This is a genomic window from Pseudomonas sp. LBUM1646 (assembly GCF_059716165.1).
The window spans coordinates 3523022-3539712 of sequence record NZ_CP166810.1 but is presented as its reverse complement, the minus strand read 5'-3'; the positions used below and the strand labels follow the sequence as shown (position 1 = coordinate 3539712).

Annotated in this window: 15 protein-coding genes; 7 read left to right on the top strand and 8 right to left on the bottom strand. The window is 60.6% G+C overall.

The window, feature by feature from the left end; genetic code table 11:
* Positions 1-47: 47 nt before the first annotated feature.
* The 3 genes from ACA071_RS16285 (at position 48) to nudC (ending at position 2684) form a co-directional block, all read left to right on the top strand.
* Positions 48-821 (top strand): class I SAM-dependent methyltransferase, encoded by a 774-nt coding sequence (locus ACA071_RS16285; RefSeq protein WP_497640103.1) that lies wholly within the window; start codon positions 48-50, stop codon positions 819-821.
* A 213-nt stretch (positions 822-1034) separates the two neighbouring features.
* Positions 1035-1847, top strand: coding sequence for a crotonase/enoyl-CoA hydratase family protein (locus tag ACA071_RS16280; protein WP_497640102.1), 813 nt, complete (start codon positions 1035-1037; stop codon positions 1845-1847).
* Between the two features lie 6 nt (positions 1848-1853).
* A complete protein-coding gene (nudC, locus tag ACA071_RS16275) occupies positions 1854-2684 on the top strand; it encodes an NAD(+) diphosphatase (protein ID WP_497640101.1) in 831 nt (276 codons plus the stop codon).
* Here nudC and ACA071_RS16270 read toward each other — a convergent pair.
* Positions 2652-3431: a TSUP family transporter gene (locus ACA071_RS16270; protein ID WP_497640100.1), complete on the bottom strand. Its 780-nt coding sequence runs from the start codon at positions 3429-3431 to the stop codon at positions 2652-2654. The two genes, nudC and ACA071_RS16270, sit on opposite strands and share 33 nt — an antisense overlap.
* A 242-nt stretch (positions 3432-3673) precedes the next feature.
* The gene (locus ACA071_RS16265; protein ID WP_497640099.1) at positions 3674-4912 is read right to left on the bottom strand and encodes an acyl-CoA dehydrogenase family protein; all 1239 of its coding nucleotides are present in this window, start codon (positions 4910-4912) and stop codon (positions 3674-3676) included.
* A gap of 347 nt (positions 4913-5259) precedes the next feature.
* Here ACA071_RS16265 and sfnG point away from each other — a divergent pair, with 347 nt between their 5' ends.
* Positions 5260-6354, top strand: coding sequence for a dimethylsulfone monooxygenase SfnG (gene sfnG / locus ACA071_RS16260; RefSeq protein ID WP_497640098.1), 1095 nt, complete (start codon positions 5260-5262; stop codon positions 6352-6354).
* Between the two features lie 115 nt (positions 6355-6469).
* Here sfnG and ACA071_RS16255 read toward each other — a convergent pair whose 3' ends face one another.
* Entirely contained in the window at positions 6470-6949 is a 480-nt protein-coding gene (locus ACA071_RS16255) for a nuclear transport factor 2 family protein (protein ID WP_497640097.1), read from the bottom strand.
* 56 nt (positions 6950-7005) lie between these two features.
* Complete coding sequence (locus ACA071_RS16250; RefSeq protein ID WP_497645322.1) at positions 7006-7569, bottom strand: TetR/AcrR family transcriptional regulator; 564 nt, start codon at positions 7567-7569, stop codon at positions 7006-7008.
* A 214-nt stretch (positions 7570-7783) separates the two neighbouring features.
* On the opposite strand from ACA071_RS16250, the gene pssA reads away from it, so the two are divergent.
* Entirely contained in the window at positions 7784-9127 is a 1344-nt protein-coding gene (gene pssA / locus ACA071_RS16245; protein WP_497640096.1) for a CDP-diacylglycerol--serine O-phosphatidyltransferase, read from the top strand.
* A gap of 107 nt (positions 9128-9234) precedes the next feature.
* On the opposite strand, the gene efeO (ACA071_RS16240) is transcribed toward pssA, so the two are convergent.
* Genes efeO (ACA071_RS16240) through efeU form a run of 4 tightly spaced genes read right to left on the bottom strand, consistent with a single transcriptional unit; the run spans position 9235 to position 13456 of the window.
* Complete coding sequence (gene efeO, locus ACA071_RS16240) at positions 9235-10059, bottom strand: iron uptake system protein EfeO (RefSeq protein ID WP_497640095.1); 825 nt, start codon at positions 10057-10059, stop codon at positions 9235-9237.
* A 35-nt stretch (positions 10060-10094) separates the two neighbouring features.
* Positions 10095-11390 carry an iron uptake transporter deferrochelatase/peroxidase subunit gene (gene efeB / locus ACA071_RS16235; RefSeq protein ID WP_497640094.1) on the bottom strand — a complete coding sequence of 432 codons (1296 nt, stop codon included), beginning with the start codon at positions 11388-11390 and terminating at the stop codon, positions 10095-10097.
* An 18-nt stretch (positions 11391-11408) separates the two neighbouring features.
* Entirely contained in the window at positions 11409-12608 is a 1200-nt protein-coding gene (gene efeO, locus ACA071_RS16230; RefSeq protein WP_497640093.1) for an iron uptake system protein EfeO, read from the bottom strand.
* A gap of 8 nt (positions 12609-12616) precedes the next feature.
* The gene (gene efeU, locus ACA071_RS16225; protein ID WP_497640092.1) at positions 12617-13456 is read right to left on the bottom strand and encodes an iron uptake transporter permease EfeU; all 840 of its coding nucleotides are present in this window, start codon (positions 13454-13456) and stop codon (positions 12617-12619) included.
* 278 nt (positions 13457-13734) lie between these two features.
* On the opposite strand from efeU, the gene ACA071_RS16220 reads away from it, so the two are divergent.
* Positions 13735-14751, top strand: a complete 1017-nt coding sequence (locus tag ACA071_RS16220; RefSeq protein ID WP_497645321.1) for an AraC family transcriptional regulator — start codon at positions 13735-13737, stop codon at positions 14749-14751.
* Between the two features lie 267 nt (positions 14752-15018).
* On the top strand, positions 15019-16683 hold the full coding sequence (locus ACA071_RS16215; RefSeq protein WP_497640090.1) for an AMP-binding protein: 1665 nt from the start codon (positions 15019-15021) through the stop codon (positions 16681-16683).
* Positions 16684-16691: the final 8 nt, after the last annotated feature.

Below are 16691 nucleotides of genomic sequence, written 5' to 3'. Positions count from 1 at the left end.
TCCAGACGCTATGCTCGCAAGCATCGCTGAGTATCGGGAGAACTGTCATGAGAGAACACATTCACCCTGCTGCCGCCGAAGGCTACAAAACCGGTGCCGACACCTACGTGCGTGGCCGCCCGGACTATCCGCCGCAAGTGGCCGACTGGCTGACCGGTACCCTGGGCTTGAATGCCGACAAAACCGTTATCGACCTCGGCGCCGGCACTGGCAAGTTCACCGGACGGCTGGTGGCCACCGGGGCGCAGGTGATTGCTGTGGAACCGGTACCGGAAATGCTGGAGAAGTTATCCGCCGCTTTTCCCGAAGTCCTGGCCGTGAGCGGCACCGCCACCGATTTACCGCTGCCCAATGCCTCGGTGGACGTGGTGGTGTGCGCCCAGGCCTTTCACTGGTTCGCCAGCCCCGAGGCACTCAGCGAAATTGCCCGGGTACTCAAGCCCGGTGGCAAGCTGGGCCTGGTGTGGAACCTGCGCGATACCCGAGCCAGTTGGGTGCCGAAGCTCGACGCGCTCGTCAACGCGCTGGAAGGCGACACCCCGCGCTATTACACCGGCGCCTGGCGCCTGGCCTTTCCGCACAAGGCATTCGGAGCGTTACAGACTCAGCATTTCAGCCATGGGCACACGGGTTCGGTGGAGGATGTGATTTTTAATCGGGTGCGGTCTACCAGTTTTATTGCGGCGTTGCCGCAGGCACAGCGGGATAAGGTGGATGCGCAAATGAAGGCGTTAATTGAGGGGGAGCCGGAGTTGCGGGGCAGGGACGTTATCACTGTGCCTTATGTGACGGCAGCGTTTGTCGCGGTGAAGGGCGGTTAGATAGCTGGTGCGGCAATCGCGAGCAAGCTTTGCTCCCACCTCCTACGGGATTGCGATGTCCTTGTAGGAGCAAGGCTTGCCCGCGATGAGACCCACCCAGACACCACACCTCCCGGGCCAGTCCCGCATTTGGCCGAACCACTGCCTTACTCCCACCAGCGATGCCTTGTTATAGTTCGGGCCTCATTTTCCGCCCGGTAAAGGATCACTGCCATGTCTCAGTACACCGCGTTCACCGTCGAATTCGCCGACAAAATCGCTCATGTGCAGATCAACCGCCCGGAAAAGATCAACGCGATGAACGCCGCGTTCTGGAGCGAGATCATCGAGATTTTCCAATGGGTCGACGACACCGACGAAGTGCGGGTCGTTGTGCTTAGCGGCGCCGGCAAACACTTTTCCTCCGGCATCGACCTAATGATGCTCGCTGGCGTGGCCAACGAACTGGGCAAGGATGTCGGCCGCAATGCGCGCCTGCTGCGCCGCAAGATTCTCGCCCTGCAAGCTTCGTTCAATGCCGTCGATAATTGCCGTAAACCGGTACTCGCCGCGATTCAGGGTTACTGCCTGGGTGGCGCCATCGACCTGATCTCTGCCTGCGACATGCGCTACGCCGCTGAAGATTCGCAATTCTCGATCAAGGAAATCGACATCGGTATGGCCGCCGACGTTGGCACGCTGCAACGCTTGCCGCGGATCATCGGTGACGGCATGCTGCGTGAACTGGCTTACACTGGTCGCCAGTTTGGTGCCGAGGAAGCGCGCGGCATGGGCCTGGTCAATCGCGTCTACAGCGACCGCGATAGCCTGCTCGATGGCGTGATGGGCATTGCCCGCGAGATCGCCAGCAAGTCGCCGATCGCGATTACCGGCACCAAAGAGATGATCAGCTACATGCGCGACCATCGCATCGACGACGGCCTCGAATACGTCGCCACCTGGAACGCCGCCATGCTGCAATCCACCGATTTGCGCGTGGCCATGGCCGCCCATATGAGCAAACAGAAACCCGAATTTCTGGACTGATTAAAAATGACTTCACGCTGGACCACCGCAGTACTGGACACCGACCAACCCGGCGGCTGGGCCGTGGCACGCAGCCCCGAAGGCTTTCTGTTCGACGACAATGGCGCGCTGTTCCCACGGGAATGGCTCAAGCGCCAGGACTTGTCGATCCTCGCCGAGCACGGCATAGGTCACCTCGATGGCGAACCGGTTTACCTGCTGGAGTTGCGCAGCGCCAGCGAAGTGCCGGGCTGCAACTGGAAAGGATTGCGGGCGTTCATGCTTGAAGGCGATCACACGGTTTACCGGATTCTCGGTTACGCCGCGCAGATCGGCACCTGGTACCGCGAACACCGCTTTTGCGGTAACTGCGGACAAGCCACGCACCAGGTTCCCCGTGAACGGGCGATGTATTGCGAGCCGTGCGATATCCGTTATTACCCGCGGATTTCGCCGAGCATGATCGTGCTGGTCACCCGTGGCGATGAAGTGTTGCTGGCAAGATCGCCACGCTTCGTCACCGGGGTCTACAGCACGCTGGCGGGGTTTGCCGAACCGGGAGAATCGGCCGAGGATTGCCTGATTCGCGAGGTTCGCGAAGAGGTGCAGATCGAGGTCAAGAACATCCAGTACATGGGCAGCCAGTGCTGGCCGTTCCCGCATTCGATGATGCTGGGTTTCCATGCCGAATACGCGGGTGGCGAGATTGTCTGCCAGGAAGACGAAATCGAAGACGCCCAGTGGTTCAACATTCACGCGATGCCGCCGTTGCCGGCATCGCGCTCGATTGCCCGTTACCTGATCGACGTCTACCTGGCGCGGCGCTTAGGCCACGCTGAACCAGTGTTGCCAGGCTAGGCGCACGGTCAAGCCCAGCACCACGGTGATGAACACCGGGCGAATGAACTTGGCTCCGCCGCTGATGGCGGAGCGTGCGCCAAAGAATGCACCGACCATCACCGACAGGCCCATGCTCAGGCCAATCACCCAGTCCACTTGCCCGGAGAACACAAATACCGACAGCGCCGCAATGTTGCTGACGAAGTTCATGCTGCGGGCTACACCGCTGGCCTTCACTAGGTCGATGGGGTACATCAACATACTGCTGACGGTCCAGAACGCACCGGTGCCGGGACCGGCCACGCCGTCATAGAAACCGAGGCTGAAGCCTTGGGTCGATTGCCACTTTTTCTTGATTGGTGCGTCGCTGTCCAGCGGCGCTTTTGGCGTGCCGCCAAACAACAGGTAGACGCCACAGGCGAAGACGATCACCGGCAGCATCTTGTTCAGCCATTCGGCGGGCAGGTAATGGGCGACCACGGCACCGGTCAGCGCGCCGACCAATGTACCGACGATGGCGTGCACCCACTGCCTGGGGTGGAACAGCTTTCGGCGGTAAAAGGTGAAACTGGCGGTGGCCGAGCCGAAGGTTGAACTCAGCTTGTTGGTGCCCAGCACCAGGTGCGGCGGCAGGCCGGCAGTCAGCAGCGCAGGGGTGGTCAACAGACCGCCACCGCCGGCGATGGCGTCGATGAAACCGGCAATGAAGGCGACGATAGCCAGAATGGCCAGGGTGGTGAGGTCAACGCTAAGTTCGAAAGGCATGGAATCGGCTTATTCGGCGGGGCGCAGAAAGGGCTGCGGGGAAGGCCGGTATCTTACCCATATCCAACCTTTGCGGCGACCCGGCTGATCGTTCCCATGCTCTGCGTCCGCCGTTGACGCTGGGACGCGGAGCGTCCCGAGATGCATTCCCACGCGGAGCGTGGGAACGATCAATTACGCGGAGCGTGGGAACGATCAATCATATCCAACCTGCCCGCGAATGCGTCAGCCCGGCCAATACATCACTTAAGCTGCGGCCCATTCCCAATCTGCCAAACAAACGGTGGCTCAGCCCCGTTAATCGCCCAATCCCCAACAATCCGCGCCTTGTAGATCACCGGATTGTGCGACGACACCGTCCGCGCATTACGCCAATGACGATCCAGTGATTTCCCTTGACGAATATCCGACGCCCCCAGCGCATTGAACAGCTCAGTGGTAGTGCGCTGGATCAATTCGGTGACCACCACTTGCGCCTTGGCCGATTCGATTTCCGCCGCGATATTCGCCGTGCGCTCAAACACTTCATCGCCTGAGAATCGTGCCTCATACGCTCTCTGCGCCGGTTGCGCAGCCTTCAAGGCACTGGCCTCGGCGGCATACACCAACGCCGCGATCTCTCCGACCACTTGCTGCACCTGCGCATCCTGGCTGACATGCTGCGCATTGCCATGGCTGTAAATCCGTTTACGTTCGCGCACCTGATGCGCCACATCGCGTAACGCCGCACGACCGATGCCGGCCAGGGTCGCCAGCAGCACCAATTGATAGAACGCAGTCTGGTATTTGAAGCGGGTGGCGAAGTCGATGATGTTCTCGACGTCCACCTCGGCATCGATAAATCGCGACGTGCCGCTGCCGGTGGTGCGCTGGCCGAAACCGTCCCAGTCATCACTCTGCACAATGCCCGGCTGGCGGGTGCGCACGGCGGCAATGACGTCACCACCGGTGTCGCTGCGTTGGGCGTAGACGTCGATCCAGTCGGAAAACAGGCTGCCGGTGCTGTAGAACTTCTCGCCGTTGAGCCGCCATTGATCGCCGTGGGGCGAGACTTTGGTGATCACATCGCCGATGGCCACGCTGCCGATTTCGGTCCAGGCGCAACCGACGATATCGCCGGCCACGAAGCGTTTGAACCAGACGTCCCGCGCCGGGCCGGGTGTGGCGTTGAGGCGATCCTCGGCGAAGGCGAAATGCCCGCGCAAGGCCTGGGGAACGTTGGAGTCGGCTTCAGCCAGTTCGATCAGCAGTTCGAACAATTGCGGCACCGAGGCTCCGCCACCGCCGTATTCCACAGGGACCCGCACGGCGCCAAAACCGGCTTCCTTGAGCCACTGGATTGGCTCGTAAGGCAGGCTGCGGGATTGTTCGCGCTCGACGGCACCGGCGGCGATGCGGGTGAAAATCGGCCGGAAACGGGCGGCCAGTGCTTCGTAGTCGGTGCCGGTGGATAGGGGGTTGATTACCTGGTGGTCGGTCATGGGACAGCTCCTCGAATCGGCAGTAGAAAGCGTTGCGTCTGCCTGGAGCGATTGCACGGTCCATGCCGAAGTCATGAACCCATGGTTTGTTGGAGGATGCGGAATTTCGCGCGGACTGAATTGTTGCTGTACCAACAGTGCATCAGCAAATTGCCCCCCCACACACCCTGTAGGCGCTGCCGAAGGCTGCGATCTTTTGATTTTCCCTTTGAAAAGCAAGATCAAAAGATTGCAGCCTTCGGCAGCTTCTACAGGGTTTTGTGGTGTTTAAGCGACTGCGGGGCCTCTGCGCTGGCACGGTTGCTGCTCTTGTCCAAAGACTTCCCAAAAGTCCCGAGGACACGCCAATGAGTCAGCAAGCCGTCAAATTTGCCTACTGGGTCCCGAACGTCAGCGGCGGGCTGGTGGTCAGCAAGATCGAGCAGCGCACCCACTGGGGCATCGATTACAACCGCAAGCTGGCGCAACTGGCCGAAGCGGCGGGGTTCGAATACGCCCTGACCCAGATTCGTTTCACCGCCGGTTACGGCGCCGAGTTCCAGCATGAATCGGTGGCCTTCAGCCACGCGTTATTGGCCGCCACCACCACACTCAAGGTGATCGCCGCGATTTTGCCTGGCCCGTGGCAACCGGCGCTGGCGGCCAAGCAATTGGCGACCATCGACCAGCTGACCAATGGCCGGGTGGCGGTGAACATCGTCAGTGGTTGGTTCAAAGGCGAATTCCAGGCCATCGGCGAACACTGGCTGGAGCACGATGAGCGCTATCGCCGTTCCGAAGAGTTCATCCGCTCGCTCAAGGGCATCTGGAGCCAGGACAACTTCACCTTCCGCGGCGATTTCTACCGCTTCGACAACTACAGCCTTAAGCCCAAACCTCTAGGCCAGCCGGAAATCTTCCAGGGCGGCAGCTCCCGCGCGGCCAGGGACATGGCGGCGCGAGTGTCGGATTGGTACTTCACCAACGGCAACACCCCGGAAGGCATCAAGGCCCAGGTCGATGACATTCGGATCAAGGCCGCCGCGAACAATCATTCGGTGAAGGTCGGGGTGAATGCTTTTGTCATCGCCCGTGATACCGAAGAAGAAGCGCGTGCAGTACTGGCGCAGATCATCGACCAGGCCGACCCGGAAGCGGTGAATGCTTTTGGCGATGCGGCGAAGCAGGCGGGCAGGGCATCACCGGAAGGCGAGGGCAACTGGGCCAAGTCAACGTTCGAGGATCTGGTGCAGTACAACGACGGCTTCAAGACCAACCTGATCGGCACGCCGCAGCAGATTGCCGAACGCATTGTGGCGTTGAAAGCGGTGGGGGTGGATCTGGTGCTGGCGGGGTTCCTGCACTTTCAGGAAGAGGTGGAGTATTTCGGTAAGCGGGTATTGCCGTTGGTTCGGGAGCTTGAAGCGAAAGCCGGCGTGAAGCCCCAAGCCGCATTAGCGTAATGATCGCTCCCACGCTCTGCGTGGGAATGCATCCCGTGACGCTGCGCGTCACATCGAACGCGGAGCATCCGTGGCGGCATTCCCACGCAGGAGCGTGGGAACGATCAGTTTCGGTTTAGAGGCCGAGATCGGACAGGCCTGGATGATCATCCGGTCGGCGCCCCAACGGCCAATGGAATTTACGGTCGCTTTCCTTGATCGGCATATCGTTGATGCAGGCAAAGCGGTTGGCCATCAAACCGTTCTCATCGAATTCCCAGTTTTCATTGCCGTAGGAGCGGAACCAGTTGCCCGAGTCGTCGTGCCATTCGTAGGCGTAGCGCACGGCGATGCGGTTGCCGGTGAAGGCCCAGAGTTCCTTGATCAGCCGGTAGTCCAGTTCCTTGGCCCATTTGCGGGTCAGGAAGCCCTTGGCTTCTTCGCGGTTGTAGGCGAATTCGGCGCGGTTACGCCACTGGGTGTCCAGGGTGTACGCCAGGGACACGCGCTCCGGGTCGCGGGAGTTCCAGCCATCTTCGGCCAGGCGAACTTTTTCGATGGCCGATTCACGGGTGAATGGCGGCAATGGCGGACGAACTTCGGCAATAGATGACATTTGAATGTCTCCTGATCAAAGTAAAGTTAAAACACAGTGTCGAGCTTGATTAAGCGTTACAGGTCCAATAACTTTCGCGCCATGCATTGCGCATTATCGGCGGCACTGTGATCGCCCATCACAAGCGCTACGGTAATGGCCCCATCGATCAAGATCAGCAGCTGTTTGGCCAGTGCCTGCGGGTCGGTGGCGCCATGTTCGGTGCAGAGCTCGACCACGTAGTCGAGCAGTTTCTGTTTGTGGTCCTTGGCGACCAGCCGGACCGGGTCTTGCGGGTCGCCGGTTTCGCCGCTGGTATTGATGAAAGCGCAGCCGCGAAAGCCTTCGGAGTCAAACCAGGCCCGGAGCACGGTAAACAGGTTGAGTAGCCGGTCTGCCGGCGTCGGGGCCTTGTCGACTTCGGTCCTGAACCACTGCATCCAGCGCACATCGCGCCGTTGCAAAGCGGCGACGGTCAGCTCCTCCTTATTGGCGAAGTAGCGGTAGATACTCTTTCTGGAGACGCCGGCGGTTTTCACCAGAAGATCCATGCCGGTGGCAGCGATGCCACTTTTATAGATCAACTTTTCGGTGACATCCAGAATGATGTCGCGTGTGTCGTTGCTGGTGATTTCGTTCATGTGGCGAACAGTAGAACGATCGTTCTCCTTGGTCAACCAGTTTTTAAAGATCGTTCCCATGCTCCGCGTGGGAATGCATCCCGTGACGCTCCGCGTCACAGCTTTAACAGGCATTCCCACTCGGAGCATGGAATGATCGGTGTGGTAGGAAGACCCAAACGGATCCATGGTGTAAGCTCTCGGGTTCTTCGGATTCGACCTTTTTGCGAGCCCTATGCCGTCGCTTTTCAAACGCTCTCTGCTGCCCAAACTGCGCAGTTTTCCGCTGACCGCCGATGCCGTCACCATTCTTTCCGGCGCCGCCGAATACCGTCGTTGCCTGCTAGAGAAGATCGCCGAGGCGACTCAGCGCATCTATATCGTCGCGCTGTACCTGCAACAGGACGAAGCCGGCCAGGAAATCCTCGATGCCTTGCACGCGGCCAAACTGGCGCGTCCGGAACTGGACGTGGTGGTGGTCGTCGACTGGTTGCGCGCTCAGCGCGGCTTGATCGGCGCGGGCAAGCAGCCGGGCAACTCGGCCTGGTATCAGGAAATGACCCGCACCCACGCCAGTGAAGTGCCGGTGTACGGCGTGCCGGTGCAGACCCGCGAACTGTTCGGCGTGTTGCACTTGAAGGGTTTCGTGATCGACGATTGCGTGATCTACAGCGGCGCGAGCCTGAATAACGTCTACCTGCACAAATTCGACAAGTACCGCTACGACCGTTATCACCTGCTGCAGAACAGCGCGCTGGCCGATTCCATGCAGCACCTGATCCAGCACGGTTTGATCGCCTCCAAAGCGGTGCACCGCCTCGACCTGCCGAACCTGCCGACCACCCGCAGTCTGCGCAACGACATCGGCGATCTGCGCAGCCGTCTCAAGCACGCGACGTACGACACCACATTGGGCAGCACCGCCAAAGGTGGCCTGTCGGTCAGTCCGTTGCTCGGCGTGGGCAAGAACAACCCGCTGAGCCGGGTGATCTGCGAGTTGATCGCCAGCGCCCAGCATCAGCTGACCATTTGTACACCGTACTTCAACCTGCCGCTGCAAGTGACCCGGGAAATCAACCGGGCCCTGGCCCGTGGGGTGAAGATCGACATCATCGTCGGCGACAAGACCGCCAACGACTTCTACATCCCGCCAAGCGAGCCGTTCAAGGTGATCGCGGCGCTGCCGTACCTCTACGAGATCAGCCTGCGTCGTTTCGCCAAGCGCCATCAGCGCAACATCGACAGCGGCCAGTTGAACCTGCACTTGTGGCGTGATGGCGACAACACCTATCACCTCAAGGGCTTGTGGGTCGATCAACGCTACACCTTGCTGACCGGCAACAACCTCAACCCGCGGGCGTTCCGTCTCGATCTGGAAAACGCGTTGCTGATCGACGACCCGAAAAGCGAGTTGATGGAGCCGCGCCGTAAAGAGCTGGCGGAGATTTTCGAGAACACCCGGCGCGTCGAGCGTTACCTGGACCTGGAAACCCTGCCGGAATACCCGGCGGCGGTGGCCAAGTTTCTCAAACGGGTGAGTCGGGTGCGGATTGAGCGGTTGCTCTATCGGATGTTGTAAGGCTTAAAAGCAAAAGATCGCAGCCTCTGGCAGCGCCTACATTGGGATGACGTACACCCTGTAGGCGCTGCCGAAGGCTGCGATCTTTTTACAAACAACGCCGATATTTAGTTCAGACCAAGCTTCCCACGCAACGTCGACAAATCTTCCGCCAAGGTATTCACCGGCCCAACGAGCGCCTTTCGGTCAGCTTCTTTCACTTTGTCGTAAGTTTCGAAACCGCCATCCTTGGTTTTGTACTTGGCCAGGATCTTGTCCACGGTTGCGAAGTTCTTGTCGACCTTGGCAATGAAGGCTTTGTCCTGTTTCTCGATCTGCGGGTGGAACAGGTCGACGATTTTCTTCGCGCCGTCGATGTTGCCCTGGAAGTCATAGAGGTCGGTGTGGCTGTAGCGGTCTTCTTCACCGGAGATCTTGGTCGCTGCAACTTCTTCGAGCAGTGCAGCGGCACCACCCACGACTTTCTCAGGCGGGAAGGTCAGGCCGGCGACGCGGGCTTGCAGATCCTTGACGTCCTTGTTCAGGCCGTCAGCCAGTTCGTCCAGGCCTTTGGTGCTCTTTTCCGAGAACAGGGTGTATTCGATGCGGTGGAAACCGGTGAAGTCTTCGGCTTTCACGCCTTTTTCGTGGTCGTCGACCCGCGAATCGATGGACGCATCCAGGTCACTGAACAGCTCGGCAATCGGCTCGATCGACTCATAAAAGACGCGGGTCGGTGCATAGAGCTTTTGCGCGGTGGCCAGGTCGCCTTTTTTCACGGCGTCGGTGAACTGTTGGGTGTGCTCGCCCAGTTGGTCCAGTTGTTCAGTGACGTAGATCTTGTAGTCCGAGACCGGTCCCACCAGATCCAGCGGCGCCGTCGCCGCGAAAGCCGAAAAAGGGGTGTTGAGCAAGCCAAGGGTCAGCATTAACGCGAGTGGCGACTTTTTCATGGGACGGTTCCGTGTTGGGGGTTGTTATAGCGTCGTTATGCGTTGGTTGTGGGTTGTGCAGCGTTCAGCAGCGAGCGCCCGATGAAGTCCTTGTCGCCCGTGACACCCGGCAAGGTGAAGAAGTACCCACCGCCCACCGGCTTGAGGTATTCCTCCAGCGGTTCGCCGTTGAGTCGGGTTTGTACGGCGATGAAGCCTTTTTCCAGGTCGGCCTGGTAGCAGATGAACAGCAGGCCCATTTCGAGCTGGCCGTTCTTGTTCACGCCGTTGGAATAGTTGAACGGTCGGCGCAGGATCAGGTTGGCCTGGGTTTGCGCGGTGCGCGGGTTGGCCAGGCGAATGTGCGCATCGAGCTTGGTCAGCTTGCCTTCCGGGTCCTTGGCGTAGTCCGGGACTTGGGTTTCGTGTTCGCCGCCCATCGGTGCGCCGGTGCTCTTGACCCGACCGAGGATGCTTTCCTGTTCCTGCAGCGGTGTGCGGTCCCAGCGTTCGACGAAGTTGCGGATGATCCGCACTGCCTGGTAGCTGCCATTCGCGGCCCAGGCTGGCTCATCGCTGCCGGGCTGGACCCAGACGATGCCGTCCATGGTCTTGGCATCGTTGGAATCCGGGTTGGCCGAGCCGTCGCGGAAACCCAAAAAGTTACGCGCACTTTGCGCCGGCACACCGGGTTTGGCCGGGGCCTGTGGCGGCACACTGCCTTCCTGTTTCCAGCGCACCAGCAGCAGGTCCGGCAGGTTTTTCACGATATCGCGCAGGGCGTGAATGTTGGTGTCGGTGGTGTTGGAGCAGAACTGCAAACTCAAGTCACCGTGGCAGCAATCGGCTTCCAGGGCATCGTTGGGGAAGCCGACCATGCGGATCAGCCGCTTGGGTTTGGCACTGGCCAGGCCGAAGCGCTCGTCGAACAGCGACTCGCCGACCGACACGGTGATGGTCAGGTTGTCCGGCGTCACGACCGGGCCGAGGATCCCCGAGTCCATTGGCGGCAACTTCGGATCGACCTGTGCCACTGCGCCGCCCTTCATCAGGAACGCGATGCGCTCGTTGAGCGTGCGGAATAGGCGCTCCAGGTCGTCACGGTCACTGGCCAACACATCGAAAGACACCAACATGCCCGACGCCGGGCGCGGGGTGACGATGCCGCTCTGGTGCTTGCCAAAAAAGGCGTGGCGGTCTTCGGTCTTTTCGCTGCTCGGCGCCTCGGTCACCTGGCTGGAAGCGGCCATCGCCGGGCAGCTCAGCGCGCTGCCGGCCAACGCGACACCGGCGGCGCCCATGCCCATCAATACACGGCGACGCTGGGCGGAAAACTGTTCTAAGTCTTTCATCTAAAAGTCGTCTTCTACTTACAGGCCGGAAAGGCCAAGGGCGGGATCGATTTCGTCGAGTACGGCGGCCAGGGCCTTGGCCTTGTCGGCGATGTGTTTGCGCTGCTCGGCACTGACCGTGTCGTAGCTGGCGTAGCCGTCCTTGACCTTGAAGCCGTTGAGTTCGGCATCGAATGCGCCGATGGCGCTGTCGATCTTCGGCAACAGCTCGGTGGCGGACTTGGCCAGCAACGGCCGCAACAGGTCGACCACTTTGCGCGCCGCGTCCAGGTTGGCGGCGAAGCCGTTCAGGTCGGTGTGGCTGTAGCGTTCTTCTTCACCGCTGCTGGCGCGCACGTCGGCGATGCTGTTGAGGTTGCGCACCACGATGCTCACCAGTTGCTCGGGCGGCAGTGACTGGGCGAGCAATTGCTGTTTGAGCGTGGTGATGTCGATGATCAATTGCATGGCCACCGGCGCCAGCGCTTCGAGTTTGCGTTGCTGGAACAGCGCGTACTCGAGGCGGTGGAAGCCGGTGAAGCCTGGATCCTGCTCGCGTTTTTCGAAGTAATCGGCACGGGCGTTGACGGCATTGTCCAGCTCGGCCAGACGCTGCGCGGCGGGAGCGATCCGTTGATACGCGGCGCGGGCCGGCACGTAAAGCGCCTGGGCCTGGCTCAAGTCACCGGCTTCGATGGCTTGCTTGAGCGCCGTCACGGCTTTGATCAGCGCGTTGCTCTGGCTGCTCAGGTACACGCGAAATTCCGACAACGGACCAATGAACGCGACCATTGATGGCCGGGCCTTGGCCGCCGCATCGGACGCCGCCGTCGGGGTCACGTGCAAGGTGCCGCGCGGGTTGCTGAGCAAACCGCAGGTGATCGCGTAGTCGCCGGGCACCAGGTTGGCGTTGATCACCTGGCTCAAGCCGGGGGCGATGTTTTCCCGTTCTTCGACCACCAGCACACCGTCGAGAATTTCCCACTCAACAGCCCGATCCGAGCGGTTGACGATGCGAAAACTGGCGCGGCCGGCCGGGACCGTCAGTGCATTCGGTTCGCAACTTTTAGGGTGAATATTCACCACCACTTCGTCATGGTTGGTCTGGCGCTTTTCGGCGGCCATTTTCGAGGCGTAGTAGAACAGGCCACCGGCCGCGATCATCACGATCACCGAACCGGCCACCGCCCAGCGCAACGCGCGGGGAGGTGAAGCCACGGGAGGATTAGGCGTTGACATGAAAGCCCTTACTGGCTGGAAACGGAAGAAGACTGCTTGAGGGGCGCGGCGGCCGGGAGGAAGAACATCACCAGTGCCACCACCAGATAAATCAGATACGCCCCGAGGGTGCTGACGGTCGGTGCGTCCTGGTAACCAAACATGCCGGCCAGCACCGAGCCCAAGGGGCCATCCATCGGCAGCGTGGCGCTGAAGTCGAAGAGCACGGTTTGCAGGTGATTCCAGACGCCGGCTTCATGCAGGGCCTGCACTGAATTGGAGAGGATGCCGGCAGCCACCACCAGGATGAACAGACCGGTCCAGCGGAAGAACGCGCCGAGGTTCAGGCGCATGCTGCCGGTGTAGATCAGGAAGCCGACGATAATCGCCAGGATCAGGCCGAGCAGGGCGCCGATCGGTGCCTCCGGTCCTTCGCTTTGCTGGAACACCGCCAGCAGGAAGAACACCGTTTCCAGACCTTCCCGGGCCACGGCGAAAAACACCATGGCGATCAGCGCCGTGACCTGGTGTTTGGAACCGGCCAGCGCGTGATCGAGGGAAACGTGCAGGGAATGCTTGATCGAACGCGCCACTTTGCGCATCCAGAACACCATCGAACTGAGAATGCCGACGGCGACTAAACCGACAATGCCTTCGAACAGTTCCTGTTGTTTCTGCGGGAACTCGGCGCTCATCAACTCCAGGCCACCGCCGACCAACAGGGCCAGTGCCGCAGCGAGGAACACACCAATCCACACGGCGGGCATCCACTGGCCACGGCCAGTTTGCTTGAGGTAACTGGCGATAATGCCGACGATCAACGCCGCTTCAATACCTTCGCGCAGCATGATCAGAAAGGGAACGAGCATTCAGCACCGTGTCGAGTAATTGGGGTTGCTAATTTGTAACATAATGACACTCATTCTCACATGCCGCCGATTGACTTTAGCTGAACCTAAGCTGAACGACCCGAAAGATCACTCCACCCGATCGTTCCCACGCTCCGCGTGGGAGCAGCCCGGGACGCTCCGCGTCCCAAGAGCGGACGCAGAGCATCCGGTGAGGCATTCCCACGCAGAGCATGGGAACGAGAGTGGATTCAGCTAATATGCCCGCCACCAAACAAGAACAAGGCTCACCCCGCTCAATGTCGGAAAAAGACACCATCGCCATTCAACTGGTGCGTGAAGCGCTGCTGCAAAGTTGCGCCCCCGGCGCCGCCACCGAAGAGGTGTTGCACAAGGTCGGCATCGATCCGGCGCTGCTGTTGAGCCCCGACACCCGGGTTCCGGCCACCGCGTACGCCCGTTTGTGGCGGTTGCTGGCCCGGCGCGGCGACGATGAGTTTTTCGGCATGGACCCGCGCCAGCTCAAATCCGGCAGCCTGGAGTTTTTATGCCGCTGCGCCATGGTCCAGCCGAACCTTGCCGCGGGCCTCACCTCGGGCCTGAGCTTTCTGTCGTTGATGCTCGAACACCTGCCCGCGCAACTGGTGCGCCAGCAAAGCCTGGCGGAAATCGTGTTGCTGGAAGACGACCAGGACCCGCGCCGGGCCTTCACCTATTTCACCTACTGGATGATCGTCCACGGCGTCGCCTGTTGGCTGGCGGGGCGGCGGATTCCGATCCTGGCCATCGAACTGCGCTGCCCGGCGCCGGATTTTTGCGATGACTACCAGGTGATGTTTTCCGAAAACCTGCGCTTCGACCGGCCGCGCACGCGGATGATTTTCGCCGCCGATTGCCTTGACCTGCCGATCAAGCGCAGCCCGGAAGAACTCAAGCGCTTCCTGGCCCATGCGCCGGCCAATATCCTGGTCAAATACCGCGACCCGGAGAGCCTGGCCAGTCGGATCAAACACGACCTGCGGCAACTGCCCGCCGAGCAATGGCCGGAAACCGAGGCGTTGGCGCAGCAATTGTGCATGTCGGCCTCAACGTTACGCCGCAGGCTGGCCGAGGAAGGGCAGACCTGGCAGGGGTTGAAAGACAGCGTGCGCAAGGAATTGGCGATTGTCTGGCTGGCGGAGCCGGCGATCAGCTTTGCCGAAATTGCGGCTCGATTGGGGTTTGCCGATGCGAGTTCGTTCTACAAGGCGTTTCGCAAGTGGTCGGGGACTAATCCGGGGCATTACCGCAGCCTGATCCTCAACGAAGCCAGTTAGACACTGATCGTTCCCACGCTCTGCGTGGGAATGCAGCCCGGGACGCTCCGCGTCCCAGTGGAACGCGGAGCGTCCCTTGAGGTATTCCCACGCGGAGCGTGGGAACGATCGGTGCTCTGCGCGGGATCGGTCGGTCGCCCAAGCCTTGGCCAAACCAGTCACACAACTTGATAGCTTTGACCATTGCCCCACCTGCCGCGCAGCGCGAGTATTCCTCTGTTAATTACGGTTCCCCCAACCTAATAAAAATACAGAGGGATTCTGGCAATGCGCGATTACTTGTCTGCCACATCGAAGTTCGATTACCAGCACACCGTTAACGCCGCACTCGCTGGCGATTTGGCGGCGTTGAACGCCTGCGTCGAATGCTGCGACCGCCACGCGTTGCCAGGTCGCATCGCGCTGTTCTGGGAAGGCCGCGACGGCACCAGCGCGACCTACACCTTCAGCGATTTGCAGGACAAAGCCGCGCGTTTAGCCAATTTCCTTCTGGCCCAGGGCGTGCAAAAGGGTGACAAGGTCGCCGGTCTGCTGCCACGCAACATCGAATTGCTGATCACCGTGTTCGCCACCTGGCGCATTGGCGCGGTCTATCAGCCGCTGTTTACCGCGTTTGGCCCGAAAGCCATCGAACACCGTTTGAGCAGCTCCGGCGCCAAAGTGGTGGTCACCGACGCGGTCAATCGGCCGAAACTCGCGGAAGTCGCCGACTGCCCGACCATCGTCACCGTTGGCGGTGCCAAAGGGCAGGGCATCGTCCGTGGCGACTACAGTTTCTGGGCCGAACTGCCCAATTATTCCCCCAAGTGCGAACCGGTGCTGCTGAGCGGCGAAGACCCGTTCCTGCTGATGTTCACCTCGGGCACCACCGGTCCGTCGAAAGCGCTGTCGGTGCCGCTCAAGGCCATCGTCGCCTTCCAGAGTTACACCCGCGACGCCGTGGACTTGCGCCCGGAAGACGCGTTCTGGAACGTCGCCGATCCGGGCTGGGCCTACGGCATCTATTTCGGCGTCACTGGCCCGATGTCGATGGGGCATCCGATCACCTTCTACGATGGCCCGTTCACCCTCGAAAGCACCTGCCGGGTGATCAACAAATACAACATCACCAACCTGACCGGCTCGCCGACGGCTTACCGTTTGCTGATTGCCGGTGGCGACGAATTCGCCAAGTCGATCAAGGGCAAGCTGCGCATCGTCAGCAGCGCCGGCGAGCCGCTGAACCCGGAAGTGATCCGCTGGTTCGCCGACAACCTTGGCGTGGTGATTCACGACCACTACGGCCAGACCGAGCTCGGCATGGTCCTGTGCAACCATCATGGCCTGGAGCACCCGATCCACATGGGCGCTGCCGGTTTCGCCTCGCCGGGTCATCGCATTGTGGTGCTCGACGACGAGTACAAGGAACTTGGCGTCGGCCAGCCCGGCATTCTGGCCATCGACCGCACCCAATCGCCGATGTGCTGGTTCAACGGCTACGAAGGCGCGCCGACCAAGGCTTTCGTCGGCAACTATTACCTGAGCGGCGACACCGTGGAGTGGAACCCGGACGGCAGCATCAGCTTCGTCGGCCGTAGCGATGACGTCATCACCACCTCCGGCTACCGGGTCGGCCCATTCGACGTCGAAAGCGCATTGATCGAACACCCGGCAGTCATCGAGGCGGCGGTGGTTGGCAAGCCCGACCCGGAGCGCACCGAACTGGTGAAAGCCTTTGTCGTGATCTGTGAGCAATACCGCGCCACCCCAGAGCTGGCCGAAGAACTGCGCCAACACGTGCGCAAGCGTCTGGCCGCGCACTCGTACCCCCGTGAAATCGAATTTGTCAGCGAATTGCCGAAGACCCCAAGCGGCAAATTGCAGCGCTTTATCTTGCGCAACCAGGAAATCGCCAAGGCTCAAGAGGCCGCGGCTCACAAAGCTTCTGCTTGAATCGAAGG